This window comes from Amycolatopsis albispora (assembly GCF_003312875.1).
GTDB lineage: Bacteria > Actinomycetota > Actinomycetes > Mycobacteriales > Pseudonocardiaceae > Amycolatopsis > Amycolatopsis albispora.
The window spans coordinates 2,702,781-2,716,848 of the sequence record NZ_CP015163.1; the positions used below are offsets into that span (position 1 = coordinate 2,702,781).

Annotated in this window: 8 protein-coding genes; 5 read left to right on the top strand and 3 right to left on the bottom strand. The window is 71.1% G+C overall.

The features are described from left to right. Nucleotides 1-266: 266 nt before the first annotated feature. Nucleotides 267-1,439: a cytochrome P450 gene (locus tag A4R43_RS12615; RefSeq protein ID WP_113692517.1), complete on the top strand. Its 1,173-nt coding sequence runs from the start codon at nt 267-269 to the stop codon at nt 1,437-1,439. Between the two features lie 2 nt (nt 1,440-1,441). Here A4R43_RS12615 and A4R43_RS12620 read toward each other — a convergent pair whose 3' ends face one another. Further along, on the bottom strand, nt 1,442-2,854 hold the full coding sequence (locus A4R43_RS12620; protein WP_113692518.1) for a M28 family peptidase: 1,413 nt from the start codon (nt 2,852-2,854) through the stop codon (nt 1,442-1,444). Nucleotides 2,855-3,072: 218 nt separating this feature from the next. On the opposite strand from A4R43_RS12620, the gene A4R43_RS12625 reads away from it, so the two are divergent. The 3 genes from A4R43_RS12625 to A4R43_RS12645 all read left to right on the top strand — a co-directional run bounded on the left by A4R43_RS12625 (nt 3,073) and on the right by A4R43_RS12645 (nt 9,488). Beyond that, entirely contained in the window at nt 3,073-3,618 is a 546-nt protein-coding gene (locus A4R43_RS12625) for a protein disulfide oxidoreductase (protein WP_236808945.1), read from the top strand. 1 nt (nt 3,619) lies between these two features. Continuing rightward, nucleotides 3,620-4,480: a cytochrome c biogenesis CcdA family protein gene (locus tag A4R43_RS12630; protein ID WP_113692520.1), complete on the top strand. Its 861-nt coding sequence runs from the start codon at nt 3,620-3,622 to the stop codon at nt 4,478-4,480. Between the two features lie 142 nt (nt 4,481-4,622). After that, the gene (locus A4R43_RS12645; RefSeq protein ID WP_162788442.1) at nt 4,623-9,488 is read left to right on the top strand and encodes an RHS repeat domain-containing protein; all 4,866 of its coding nucleotides are present in this window, start codon (nt 4,623-4,625) and stop codon (nt 9,486-9,488) included. 3 nt (nt 9,489-9,491) lie between these two features. On the opposite strand, the gene A4R43_RS12650 is transcribed toward A4R43_RS12645, so the two are convergent. Then, nucleotides 9,492-10,748: a vanadium-dependent haloperoxidase gene (locus A4R43_RS12650; RefSeq protein WP_113692523.1), complete on the bottom strand. Its 1,257-nt coding sequence runs from the start codon at nt 10,746-10,748 to the stop codon at nt 9,492-9,494. Between the two features lie 688 nt (nt 10,749-11,436). On the opposite strand from A4R43_RS12650, the gene A4R43_RS12655 reads away from it, so the two are divergent. Continuing rightward, nucleotides 11,437-12,006 (top strand): TetR/AcrR family transcriptional regulator, encoded by a 570-nt coding sequence (locus A4R43_RS12655; protein WP_162788443.1) that lies wholly within the window; start codon nt 11,437-11,439, stop codon nt 12,004-12,006. A gap of 69 nt (nt 12,007-12,075) precedes the next feature. Here A4R43_RS12655 and A4R43_RS12660 read toward each other — a convergent pair whose 3' ends face one another. After that, on the bottom strand, nt 12,076-13,887 hold the full coding sequence (locus tag A4R43_RS12660) for a protein-arginine deiminase family protein (protein WP_162788444.1): 1,812 nt from the start codon (nt 13,885-13,887) through the stop codon (nt 12,076-12,078). Nucleotides 13,888-14,068 lie beyond the last annotated feature (181 nt).

The window sequence follows — 14,068 nt, forward strand, 5'->3', positions numbered from 1 at the left end:
ACAATTCCGGGTAAACCGATTCAGTGCGCCGATCGGGCGACATGCTGGATCAACTGCGAAGACAAGAGTACCGTCGCCTCCATAAAGGGGATTCGAATTCCGGCTTTGCGGTCTGGCAAAACACCGTCGCCGAGTAGAATGGAGGTCCGTCATGGACTACCCGCACTAAGAATCACCTGACCGGCGCCGGTGGCTCGCCAGAACCACGCTGGCGGTCACCGGCGCGCGGAAAACCATTCCGAACATTTCCGAACCGTGGAGTCCGGATGACCGTTTCACCCGCCGTCGGCGAGCCCGCCCAGGATGAGGTCTTCACCCCGCTGGCACCCGCCATGCTGGCCGACCCCTACGCGGTCTACCAGCGACTTCGCCGCTCCGATCCGGTGCACTGGCACCACCAGCTCGGCGCCTGGGTGCTGACCAGGCACGCCGACTGCGTCCGCGTGCTCAAGCACACCGAGGTCTTCTCATCCGATCCGCGCAAGCTCGGCAAGCCGATTCCGGAATCGGTGATCAGCCTGCAGACCATGGACCCGCCGGAACAGTCCGCAGTCCGCCGCCATTTCCTGTCCGCGTTTCGCCAGCGCGACCTGGACGCCTGGTCCGCGCAGTTACGCCGAATCGCCGGGGAACTGCTCGCGAACACCGGGAACAAGCCGTTCGACTTCGTTTCGCATATCGCCGAGCCGCTCGCGCTGCGTGCCATGTGCCTGCTTTACGACGTGCCGCACCCCGCCGACGACAAGCCGTTGCGCACGGCCTCGCGCACAATGATCCTCGGAATGGATTCCGGACTCGACCCGGCCCGCCGCGCGCCCGCGCTCGCCGCCAGGGAAGTGCTCAATACCCACGTCGGGGAATGGCTGGCGAGGCCGTCGCGGCCGGCTCCGCTGGCCGGGCTCGACCAGGTCGGCTCGATCGAGCGCCAGTACCTGGTCAACTCGCTCCGCGCGGTGTTCGACGCCGGGTTCTCCACCACCGCCAACCTGCTCGGCAACACGATGAAGTACCTGACCGGCCAGGGCCCGCTGGCCACCGCGGACCTGCGGCGGCTGGATGCCCGCGCGGTCGACGAACTGGCCAGGCTCGACGGCCCGGTGCAGGCGGTGAGCCGCCACTGCCTGACCGGTGGGCAACTCGGCGAACAAGAATTCCGCCGCGGCGAAGTGGTGATCGTGATGCTGGGTGCGGCGAACCACGACCCGGCGGTGTTCGCGCGCCCGGCGGAGGCCGACTTCGCCCGCGATCCCAACCCGCACCTCGGGTTCGGCCGCGGGGTGCACGCCTGCCTCGGCGGGCATCTCGCCACCCGGGTCACGCTCGCCCTGTTCGAGGCACTCGCCACGCACTGCGAGCGGATCGAACGCGCCGGCGAGCCCGTCCAGCGGCCGACAGCCACCCAGCGCGGCCTCGACAGCCTGCCCCTGGTCGCCGGGTGAGTTCATCGGCCGGAAGCCGCCCGCACGTCGTCGGCGTAGACCGCGAACCGGCCCACCGCCCAGACCGTCGCCAGCACGCTCTGCTTCAACGCGGGCACGTCGATATGCGCCAGGTCGTCGCAGGGCTGGTGGTAACACGGATCGTAGAACTGGCCCGCCGTGCCACCGAAAACGGCGGCCTCCTCGGCGGTTTTGATGCCACGCCCGCCACCGTGCGCGCCACCGGACGGGATCCCGGCGGCCATGAACGCCTCGCTGTCGGAGCGCATTTCCGAGAAGTCCGCCTTCTTGATCGGCACGCCCTGCAAGCCGTAGCCCTGGGCGATGACCGCCTCCACCTGCCCCGAGCCGGGCGGCCCGCCGGGGCTGCCCGTGCCGGGGAACTCGCTGTCGTCGCCGTCCATCACGAACCGCACGTAGTTCGACGACGCGAGCATCTCGTAGTTGAGGTAGAGCGTGATCGCGTCCCGCTCCGCGGGGCCGAGGGTATCGATGTAGTGCGCGGAACCGACGTTGACCAGTTCTTCGGCGCCCCAGAAGGCAAATCGCACCTTGTTCGGCACGTGCTCCTGGTACGGCCCGAGCAGGACCGCGGCCCGCAGCACGGCGGCCACGCTGCTGCCGTTGTCGTTGATCCCCGGCCCGTCGGGGGTGCCGTCGAGATGGGCTCCCGCCATCACGATGTTGTCCGCGCGGCCACCGCGGGTCTCCGCGAAGAGGTTCACCGTGGTGCCGTGGATGTCGTGACCGCGCAGTTCGACGGTGACCGTGCCGGGGTTGAGCGCCTCCGCGTCCTGCTGGCTCAGGAAACCCACCGGTATCGACGATCCCGGCGTGCGGCGGCGCAGATTGGTCCAGGGTGCGGGGGAAACGTCGTACAGCAGCAGCGCCGCCGCACCGGCCTGGCTCGCCGCCAGCGCGTGCTGCGCCGAAGTGCAGCCGTCGGTGCGGGACAGCACCACGGTCCCGGCGCTCTCCGGCGGGTACTCGGCGGCCGAACACCCCGAGGTGGCAAGAAAAGTCACTGGCGCGGTGAGGCCGCCGACCGGCGTCGACGGTGCGTACTGCGCCATCAGCACCCGCGGTGAAGCACCGCCGGAATCGACCACTCGCTCCGCGTCGAAGCCGAACCCGTGGTAGGGCACGTCCTGGTAGGTCACCTGGTAACCGGCCGCGGTGAGCTGGGCGTCCACGTAGCGGCGGGATTCCTCGAAGCCGGGCGTGCCCACCTCACGGTTGCCACCGTGCGCGGCGGCGATCGCGTCGAACGCGGCGAGGTCGGCCAGCGCCCGCTCCCCCACCGGCGCACGGGTCAGCCGCTCGGCCAGCCACCCCGGCTCCGGCCCGGCCGCCACCGCGGGCACCGCACCCACCAGGCTCGCGATCACCGCGACGATCAGCCCTCTCCCCCGCATGTGGTCCTCCCCAGTGAGTCATGCCACTCTTCGCAGCGTCCCACTGCGTGGTACGCCCGCCGTACCGGCAAACGGAGGTCACCCCACGCGGAAAAGGGTTACCGGGTGCAGGATCACCTATTACGGCGTGCTTACGGTTGCTCGGGCACCGGAGCCGGTGCGGCCGCGCACCGCCTACTGTCGTCGCCGCACCAGGTTTGCTACGAAAGGTGGTCCCGGTGAAGCTCCTCCGGTCCGCGGGACTGGTGATCGCCACGCTCGCGCTGCTCGCCGGGTGCGGCCAGCCCAGCACACCGGCGACCCCGGCCCCGGCCGCACCGGCCGCGCCGGGCACCACGGAACCAGCCGCGGCTGGTGTCCCCGAGCAGCTCCGGTTCAGCGTGAAAACCGTCGACGGCAAGGACTTCTCCGGGCAGAGCCTCGCGGGCAAGCCGGCGGTGCTGTGGTTCTGGGCGCCGTGGTGCCCGGTGTGCCAGCGCGAGGCGCCGACCGTGGCCAAGGCCGCGCAGGCGGGCACCGGCGCCACCTTTGTCGGTGTCGCCGCGCAGGACGAGGTTCCCGCGATGCGGGAGTTCGTGGCCAAGTACCAGCTGGGCAGCTTCGAGCACCTCGCCGACCTCGACGCCGCGGTGTGGCAGCGGTTCGGCGTGACCAAGCAACCGGCGTTCGCGTTCATCGGCGCGGACGGCTCGGTGGAGGTGGTCAAGGGCACACTGTCCGAAAAGGACCTCACCGCGCGCGTGCGTGCGCTCACCAGCGGCTGAGATGGACCCGGAGACGCTGGGCTTCGCGCTGGCCGCCGGTCTGGTCGCGGCGCTGAACCCGTGCGGGTTCGCGATGCTGCCCGCCTACCTCACCCTGGTGATCGCGGGCGGCGACGGCGAGTCGCGCGGCCGTGCCGCGCTGGTCGGCCGGGCACTGGCGGCCACGGCCGCGATGGCGCTGGGCTTCCTGGTGGTGTTCGGCGTCTTCGGGCTGGTCGTGGCACCGCTGGCGGCGTCGGTCCAGCAGTACCTGCCCGTGATCACCGTGGTGATCGGCGCCGCGCTGCTCGGGCTCGGCGTCTGGATGCTCACCGGCCGCGAACTCACCGTGTTGCTGCCGAAGCTGACCAAGGGCGCGCCCACCGCGCGAGTGGGGTCGATGTTCGGTTACGGCGTGGCGTACGCGATCGCGTCGCTGTCCTGCACCATCGGCCCGTTCCTCGCGGTCACCAGCGCCACCTTCCGCGGCGGCTCCCTGCTCGGCGGCATCACCGCCTACCTCGCCTACGGCCTGGGCATGACGCTGGTCGTCGGCGTGCTCGCGACCGCCGTCGCGCTCGCCAGCTCTGCCGTGACCACCGCGTTTCGCCGCCTGCTGCCGCACATCAACCGGATCGGCGGCGGGCTGCTCGTGGCCGTCGGCCTGTACGTCGGTTACTACGGCGTCTACGAGCTACGGCTCTACTTCGGTGACGGCGACGCCGCCGACCCGGTGATCGAGGCAGCCGGGGCCGTCCAGGAAACCCTGGCCGGTTGGGTGGAGGGCATCGGCGTGCTGCCGCTGCTGGGCGTGCTCGCCGCGTTGATCCTCGCCGCCGTTGCGCTCGGCCGCCGCAAGGCGGGCAAGCGCCCGCCCGGATGAGCCGCCACCGCTGATCGGGTGAACCCCGCAACCCCCGAAATCTGGGGATCCCGCTCCGGCCTCTTCCCGGGGACGGTGGTCTCCGACGGGGATCGGACGCAGGGGGGCAAAGGGAATGGGTGTTCCGTTACGACGCCGGGCCTTGATCGCGGGTGCGGTGGCGCTCGCGCTGGTCGCGGGCGTGCTCGTGGTGGTGTGGCGATCCGCCGGGAACAGCGGCACCACCGCGCCGCAGCCGTGCCCGGACCTGTCCGCGGTGCCGTGCGTGCCGGACGCGCCGCTGACCACCGTGCCGCTGGCCGGCGGGCGCCTGGCGCTGGTCCACGCCGGTGATCGCCTGGACGGCGGCCCGGTGCAGCAGGCGACCTGGCACGGCTGGACCCTCACCGACCGGCACACCTACCTGCCCGAGCAGAGGCTGCTGGTGCTCGGCGACGGGCGAACCCGGACGGTGGAGGCCGTCGCACGCACCGCGGCGGGCGCCCAGAGCCTGGTGATCGGGTCCGAGGACGGGCGCGAGGTGTACGAGTTCGACGTGCGGGGGCGGCACCTGCGCACGGTCGCCGCCGTGACCGGCGCGCCGGTTCGCGCCTTCGGTTACGACGACGGCGGCAGGCTCAACGGGATCACCACGGCCACCGGCGGCGAGATCGGCCTGCACTACGGCGCCGAAGGCCCGGCGCCGACCTCGATCACCGTGGACGAATCCGAGATCGGCCTGGTCGCCGAGCCCGACGGCCGCCTGCTCGCGGTGACCGACGTCGACGGGGCCAACTGGCTGTTCGGGTACACCGAGACCGCGCGGCTCGCCTCGGTGACCGGCCCGGCGGGCGGCACGACGCGCTACGAGTACGACGGCGCCCGGCTCGCCAAGGTGCGCAACCCCGGCGGCGGCAGCCTGCGTTACGAAGCCGTCGATGCCGGGCTGACGATCACCGCCGACACCGGCGACCGCGTGGAATACCGGTCCGAACGCGCGGACGACGGCACGATCCGCCGGTCCTTCAGCCAGACCGGCGCCGGTTCGGTGACCGAGACGATCGAACCCGGCGGCGACCGGCGGATCGAACCGGGCGACGGCACGGTGGTCGAACTCGGTGTGACCAACGATCCGCGGTTCGGCGCCTCGATGCCGGTGATCGCCAGGAAGAGCGTGACGCCGCCCGGTGGGGCACCGCGGGAAACCCGGTTCGACCGCACCGCGGTACTGGCCGACCAGGCCGATCCGCTGAGCGTGACAACCCTGCACGAAGAAGACACCGACGCGGGCAAGTGGGACTACCAGGCGGCGACCAGGACGCTGACCGCGACCAGCCTGGCGGGCCGCGTCACCACCACCCGGTTCGACGAGCAGGGGCGGGCGGCCGCCACCCAGCAGCCCGGCTTGCCCGCGGCGGAGTACGGCTACGACCAGCGCGCGCTGACGTCGGTGGCACTCGGCGACCGCACCTGGCGCCACCGCTACGACCAGCAGACCGGCACACTGTCCACGGAGGACCCGGCGGGCACCGGATCGGTGGTGCTGGACCCGGCGGGCCGGGTGGTCGAACGGGTGCTCGGGGACGGCGCGCCGACGGTGTCCGGTTACGACCAGGCGGGGCGCGTGACCAGCACCAGCACACCCCGGCGCGCGCAGCACGTGAACACCTGGACCGCGGCCGGCACGCTGGCGAGCTATACCCCGCCCGGCGAACCGGTCGAAGACCTGCAGCTGCTCAGCGACGCGCTCGGCAGGCCGACCGCGCTGAACGCCGGTGGAGAGCGGCAGTACGAGATCGGCTACGACGCCGGCGCGATTTCGGTACGAGCACCGGGTTTCGGGCTTTCCGTGGAACGGACCGACGCCGGGCAGATCCGCTCCGCCGCGGTGGAGGGCGGGGTGAAGACCGACTACGGCTACCACGGTGACCGCCTGGTCAAGGAGACGCTGTCTGGCCCCGTCCAGGCCGAAGTCTCGGCGAGCTACGCCGACACCGGGCGGCTCGCCGCCGTCCGTGTCGGCCCCGAGGCGAATCTCGCCGTGGCGCATGACGCGGACGGGCTGCTCACCAGGTTCGGCCCGGTCGAACTGCGGCGGGACCCGGCGAGCGGGCTGGTCCGGCAGTACGCGGCCGGGCCGGTCACCGTGGCCGCCGAGCACAACCAGTACGGCCAGCTCACCCGGCGCACGGTGAGCGGCCAACACGGCGAGATCGCCAGCCTGGCCTTCGAACGGGACGCGGCGGGCCGGGTGACCAAGGCCGTCGAGCGCACCCGGCAGGGGAACCGGACCGAAACGTTCGGCTACGACGCGCAACGCAGGCTCACCGGCCCGGCCTACGACGCCAACGGCAATCCCGCGTCGATCGGTGGCAAACCGGCGACCTACGACGAGCGGGACCGGTTGCGCGCACTGGGTTCGGCCGCCCTGTCCTACGACAAGACGGGCCGCCTGGTCTCGATCACCGACGGCGCCGCGCGGACCGGCTACGGCTGGGATCCGCTGGGACGGCTGACTTCGGCGACCCCGGCGGGCGGCAAGAAGCTCGATTACCTGGTCGACGCCCAGGGCCGCCGGATCGCCAAGCTGGCGGACGGCAGGATCGTCGCCGCCTGGGTTTATCTCGACTCGGTCCGGCCGATCGCCGAACTGGACGCGACCGGCAAGGTGGCCGCCACCTTCGCCTACGACGACGCCGGTCAGCTGATCGGGATGACCAGGGACGGCAAGGATCACGTGATCGTCACCGACCAGCGCGGCAGCCCGGTGCTCGTGGTCGACGCCGCCACCGGCGAAGCGGCCCAGCGCATGGCCTACGACGCGGCGGGCAATGTCGTCGAGGACACCAATCCCGGCTTGCAGCCGTTCGGCCTGGCCGGTGGGCTCTACGACGCGGACACCAAACTGGTCCACTTCGGATCGCGCGAGTACAGCCCCGCGCTCGGCCGCTGGCTCGCCCCCGATCCGCAGGGTTTCGAAGCCGGAGACGCCAATCTCTACCGCTACGCACTGGGAGATCCGGTCAACCTGACCGATCCGACCGGCGGTTCGGTCGGCACCATCGGCGTGTGCGGCATGGTCGGTGCCGCCTTGATCGCGGGCCTCAGCCTCGGCGTCTGCTTCCAGGTGTTCAGCGACGGCACCATCGGTTTCTACAAGGCAGGCGGGCCTTCGGCGGGAGTCCAAGGTGGACTGAGCGCGGGTGCGGGCGTCAACCTGGGCTGGCTGCCGACCCCGGCGAACGGCGTGGACCCGGTAGGGTCGCAGGCTTTCGAAGGCTGGTCCAACGGCATCGCGGCCGGGGCCGGCCCGTGGGGCGCCGGGGTGTCCTGGCCGCCCGAAGGCATCACCGGGTACACCGGTATCAACGTCGGCGGCGGCAAGTCCTGGGGCGGCGGCATGGGCATCGCCGTCACCGGAACCGGGGCGGAGTGCCTCTACTGCACCGGCCCGGTCGGCGCCATGATCGCCAGGGCACTGGTCGACGCCTGGCTCGCGACCACCTTCCCCGGCCAGCACCTTTCGCTGCCCAAGTCCTGGGCCGAGGCGGGGCAACGGCTCGCGGCCATGTTCGGCGAGCCGCACCTGCGGACCAGCCGCGGCATGTACGACTTCATGGGCGTCGGCGAGTTCGTCGCCGCCACCGACGGTTCGGGCACCTTCGAGGTCCAGGTCCGGCAGCGGCCGATCCCCGGCGGTTCCGTGCCCGCCTCGATGATCACCGCGCTGGCGGCCACTGTGGACGGTGATCGGGTCGGGATCTACCGGTCGGAGCGGGGAAACCGGGTGCTCGTCAACGGCGAACCGGTGCCGGCGGCGACCCGCTCGCTGGCCCTGCCGCGGGGTGGCGCGCTGCGGCTGACCGGTGAGGCGTGGACGATCAAGTGGGCCGACGGTTCGATCGTCGAGGTACAGGAGGACGGACCCGCCCAGTCCGTCGGGTTCGCCGCCGCACCGGCGCGCGCGGGCAAGCTGACCGGGCTGCTCGGCACGGCGGGCGGGAAGCTGGTCAAGCCGGACGGCACGGAGATCGACACCACGAACTGGCCGCCGTCGTTCGACGCGGTGCACCGGGACTTCGGGCCGTCCTGGCGGGTCACGCAGGACCGCAGCCTGTTCGACTACCAGCCGGGCGAAAGCGCGGACGGCTTCCACGACCCCGATTTCGCCACCCGGCCGGTGGACGTGGCCGCACTGCCCGAGGCGGCCCGCGCGCTCGCCGAGCGGTTGTGCGCCCCGTTACGGGACCAGGGAAACCAGGACGCCTTCGCCGCCTGCGTGCTCGACGTCGCCGCCACGGGCCAAGCGGGATTCGCCTCGACGGCACAACGCGCCGCGGCCACCGTGCTCCCGCCGGACCTCGCCGACCGGATGGCCTGGACCCCGCCGCCGGTCACCACCCCCGGTCCGGTGGTGCCGGGCGGAACGGTGCGGGACGGCGACCGCGTCACCGGAACCGTGGCGAACCCGGGTGACCGCAACACCTACACCCTCGAGCTGGCGGACGCGGTGCACTTCAGTCTCGTCGACGTCGAGGGCGACATCGAGGTGACGGTGTCCGGCGGAGGCGACGCCGCGCCCCGGATCATTCCGGGTCCCCACCAGTACGCCGTGTCGGCACCGGGCCGCTACGAACTGACGGTGGTACCCCGCGACGGCCAGTCCGGCGCCTACGGCTTCCGGGTGGTCGCGCGGCGGCCACGCCAGTTCGAAGTGGCGCCGGGCGACCGGATCGGCGCCGGTGGGGTGCCGGGCACCGGACGGCTCGACCTGCCCGGCCGGGTGGACGTCTACGTGGTGGATCCCCGTGGGGCCCGGCGCATCGAGCTGACCGAGGGCACGCCGTGCGACGACGTGACCCTCGGCTTCAGCGACACGGCGGAAGCACCGGCGGTGTCCACGCCTTCGCTGGTGTGCTGGGGCGTGACCTCGCCCGAGCTGGACGGCGACGGCCCGGTGATGGTGGTCGTCTGGTCCGAGAACGGCCGGACCGGTGACTACTCGTTCGGCATCGAACCCGCCGGCTGACGGTCACCGGCGTGGCTGGAGGTGGTGCTCGGTGATGTGGTGGCCGACGGCGGTGCCGAGGGTGGTGCCGTCGACGTCCGCGGACCGGAAGTGGATGCCCGCCCAGATGCGTGCTTCGACGACTTCGGCCGTCGCCTGCGAGAAGCCGCGGAAGTGCCGCGTGCTCCCGCTGTCGGCGCTGTACGCGCTGAAGGGCACGTCGTCGCGGCCGAAGAAGTGCGCATACCCGGTCATCTGCGCGGCGGTGCGGCAGGTGTGGCCGGACGGGTAGTCGGGATTCGGCGGGGTGACCACCAGCGGGGTCCACCCGGGATCGGGGGTGGTGTCCGGGTTCCCGTCGGTGCCCGCGGCGTGGATGGCGGTGATCGGCCGCCAGAAGTGCCAGAACTCCTTGTCGTTCGCGCAGGCGATCGCGCCGTCGGTGCCGGTGAAGTCGGCCAGCGCGTAGAAGCGCGCGGTCTCCAGCACGCCGAGTCCCTGCGTGACGGCGAGGTCGCGCTTCATCCCCCAGCTGACTGAGCGCCGGTCGTGCCACCACAGCGCCGCGTCGGTCTGGTCGGCCGTGCGGACCTCGCTCGTCGCCGAGCCGAGCCGCTTGACCTCGTCGAAATCGCGGGTGTAGGCGTGACTGGTCACCGGCGGCGGGCCGGGGGTGCGGAACATGGTCGCGTCGGGGATGGCGAACGGCTTGAGGAAACCGACCCAGGCGCCCGTGTTCTCGAACCCGGGTGGTGTGGGGCGGTACTCCCCCGGCTTGGTGCCGGTGGTCCAGAGCCGCGGGTCGAAGGCACCGTCGCCCTTCCGCGCGTCGATCATCGCGGTGGCGGCCTTGGCGCCGACCCGGACACCGCCGCGCTTCGCCGGTCCGTCGGGAATACCGGCCAGCCATTCGTTGTACTGCACGCGCAGCCTTTGCCGCTGTGCCGGGAAGATCGCCTCCAGCACCCGGTAGGCGGCCGTGCCGACGGCGGCGTCCACCGACTCGCGGCCGCTGGCCCGTGGTGCGACGAGGTAGGGCTGGTACGGCGTACCGGCGATCGCGTTCACCGCGTCGTAGACCGCGCCGCTGACCATCGCGAACCCGCGCCCGGCCACCTGCGGCGGCGCCTGCTGCGCGACGTCCCAGATGGCCGTCTGCGCGTTGAGGTCCCAGACGACCACCGCGTTCGGAGAGGCCTTGAGGTCAGCGGTGGCCGGAGGCGCGAGCGTGAGGGCCGAGATCAGCGCGAGAACCGCGAAAACCGCCGTACGACGCTTCATACCCGTCGACCCTTCCACCACGCCGAGCCGGGGCACACCGCCACACGGCGTCATGCCCGCCAGGCGCCGGCCGCGCAGGGAGCACGGCTGAGCTCTTCGCCGGTATTTCCGAAATGCGAAGATCAAGCCGCGGAGGGGCGTCCGGTGGTGACAAATCGCCCGGAAACCCCTTCCGACGGCAGCCTCGACACCACCGGGGGCTTTGCCGCCCCCTCCGCCTGGGGTTGGGGATGCGACCGACCGCGATCAGGCAAAACGTGAGCCGAGGTGCGAGCGGGACCACCACCGCCCGAAGGCTCACCACCAGCGGAAGCCGCATTTTCCGGGACGCCGGTAAAATGCGCGGAAAAACAAATTTGCTCCCCATTCGCGGGCGACACAAAATTGTCCGTACCCGAACATCTGAATAACATGGAAAGCATCGAAAGCCTTCCGGACGTGGCCGATCGGCGGGTCGGATTACGCCGTGCGGCCGATCAAGTTTCCACTGGCCGGCGCCCGACCGGCGCGGAGAATCGCCGACGGCAAGGACATCCGTTCGTTTCCCATGCGCTGACTGGTTGCCAGGAGAGCACAGTCCGTCACGCGTTGAATAGTTTTCCTAGCCCATCGGTGTAGTTCTTTCACAACCCATCCACCGAACGCGGTATTCTTGACCCACTGAGGGAAATCCATGGGGAGGCTGCCCGTGCAGGAGAGGGCTCGTATCACTCGAGAGCAGGTATTGGACGCGGCCGCCATCGAGTTCGCGCTGAAAGGGTACGTGAACACCCGGCTCCAGGTGGTCGGAGCCAGAACCGGAATGACCAAAGGCGCGCTCTACGGCCACTTCTCCTCGAAGGAGCACCTGGCCAAGGCGATAGTCGAGCACGCCGTGCGCACGTGGGAGGACCTGCGCACGAACGGTGTCGAGGCCGGGGCCGCACTGGCGCTGCGCCGGATCACCACCAGGCTTTCGGACCGGGTACACCAGGACATCCGTTTCCGCAGCGCCTTGCAATTGATGGCCGATCCGTCGATTCAGCTGAGTGAGCTGAACGATCTGCTCATCGACATCCAGCAATACTTCGCCAAACTGGTCCGCCAGGCCCAGCAGGACGGCTCGATGATCTCCACCTATTCCCCGGAATGGGTGGCTCATCTGATGCTGGCACCGCTGATCGGCTCGCTCCACGCGCCGATCATCCCTGGCGATGGCAACGGCGAATCGCGATTGGAAGGAGTTTGGTCCCTGCTGCTGAGCATGCTGGAACTCTGAGCCGCGAGAAGCGGCCGTCGAACCGCCCCTTTTTCCGCCGGGTCCGGTGGCAAAAGGGGCGGTTCCGCGTCAGGCGCCGGTCAGCCACCACGGCGATCCGCCGCTGGTGTCCCGCCAGGCGTTGGTGACGCAGTGGACTTCCCCGAAGGCGAGGTGCGCCCAGTAGAAGTCTTCGACCCAGCGCACCCGGACCCCGTTGCGGGCCAGTGCCTCTTCGGTCACCCGCTGGAACAGGTCGCGGCCGCCCACCTCGGGCCCGTGCGGATCCGGTGCGGCGAACTCCCGGCTGGTCAGCGAAAGGCCGTTGGGAATGCCCGGGGTGTAGGCGATCATCAGCGGGTAGTCGTTGTGCTGCTTGAACAACACGGGCACCCGCACCAGTTCCTCCGCCCGCAGCCCGGTCTCGGCCAGCAGCACCTCGATCTGGGCGTCGATCTTCCCCGCGGAAAACTCGTTGTCCGCCAGTAATCCGGGATCACCGAGCAGTTCGTCCACCGTCGGCCGTTCCGGCGAGTTCGTGTCGGCGAACAACCGGGTTTGCCCGCCCCCTTGCCGCCGCGCCTCCCGCAGCAGTTCCACGGCCTGGCGCGGATCCGCGACCATCACGGTCCAGCCCCGGTCGTTGCCGGCCCGCACCACGTGCGTGGTCTCGTCCACATGGCCGATCGCCAGCCAGGAGGTGTCGAGCACCACCGGCGGCTGCTGCCCCTGGCTGTCGAGCAGGCGGACAAACGCCGGGTCCGGCCGCAGCGGGCTTCCCGGCGGCGCCGAGCCGTAGAGCACCCGTCCCTGCGGATGTCCCGCGTACGGCGGCAGCGTCTCGAAGTTCCCGGTGGCGTTGCGCAGGTCTATGCCGAAGTCCCGGCCCTCGTCGGTGAATTCCTGCACCACCGCGACATCCGGGCCGCGCAGGTCGCGGAACAGCAGGCGGCCGGCGGGGCGCAGGGTGCGCTCGGCCGTGCCGTCCGGCCCGGCCAGGTCCCAGAGATTGGCCGAGCGGATCGCCACCCGCATGGTCTGCACCCCGTGCCGGGCCGGCATGCTCGCGACGGCCGGTTCGAACAGGTCCTGCCACCACACGTCCTTCCACCACCGGTGACTGCCGGTGATGAACCGCAGCTCCGAGCCCGCCTTCCTGGCCGCCTCGCCCAGCGAACCGGCGAACGGCTCCCACTCACCCGGTACCCCGGGTGGCGGATGCAGCGGCGCGCCGTCATCGGGCAGGCCGGGCCCGGCACCCGGGCGGCCGGCGAACACGGTGACCGCCCGCTGGAGGTCGTTCTGCAACAGCAGCGGGGCCACGCGGATCCGGTGCTGGGCCTGCCAGGCGCGGTTTCCGTCGGTGACCTCCAGCACGAGGGTGACCACGCCGTCCCACTCGGCCCGGTCGCGCACGATGTCGCGGCCCTCGATGCCGAGTTCCGCGCCCGAGCGCAGCTGGGCGGCGGTGAGCACACCATCGCCGGGGGCGAGTGGCCGGAACCGCCCGTCCTCGCGCAGGAACACCCTGGCGCGGCTGTCGTCGTCGAGGCGGAGCACCCCGGAGGCGCCCGGCCCGAGCCACGGCCGCGGCACGATCCGGACCCGGGCGAGATCGTCCTCGTCGGCCCGGCCGTTCACCCGTTCGTCGGCCGCGTCGTGGCAGGCGGCGAGCCGGTGGTCCACCTCCAGCCCCGGACGGTCGAGATCGGCCTCGTCCACGCGGCAGCGGCCTTCGTCGTCGTCGAGATTGGCGAGCATGATGGAGTCGCCGCGCAGCAGTGCCCCGGCTGTCTCGGTCGCCGCGCCCGCCTGCGCGGACGCCGGCTGGACCAGCACCAGCACCGCGGCGACGATTCCCAGAAAAGACCTGGCCCGCCCGTTTCGGCGCAGTGCAGACATGGTCCCCCTTTCCCGGCCCACCTTAGAGGCGGCGGCGATGTCCGGGCAACCGCTTTCCGCACAACGGTTTTAACTGCCCCGGGAATTGTGGTTTACAGTGACCGGCCCGATGTCGCACCGATTCCCAGTGACGCTTCGGCGGAGTAGCTTCGATTCCAGTGCCGGGGAATCGATTGGGGGA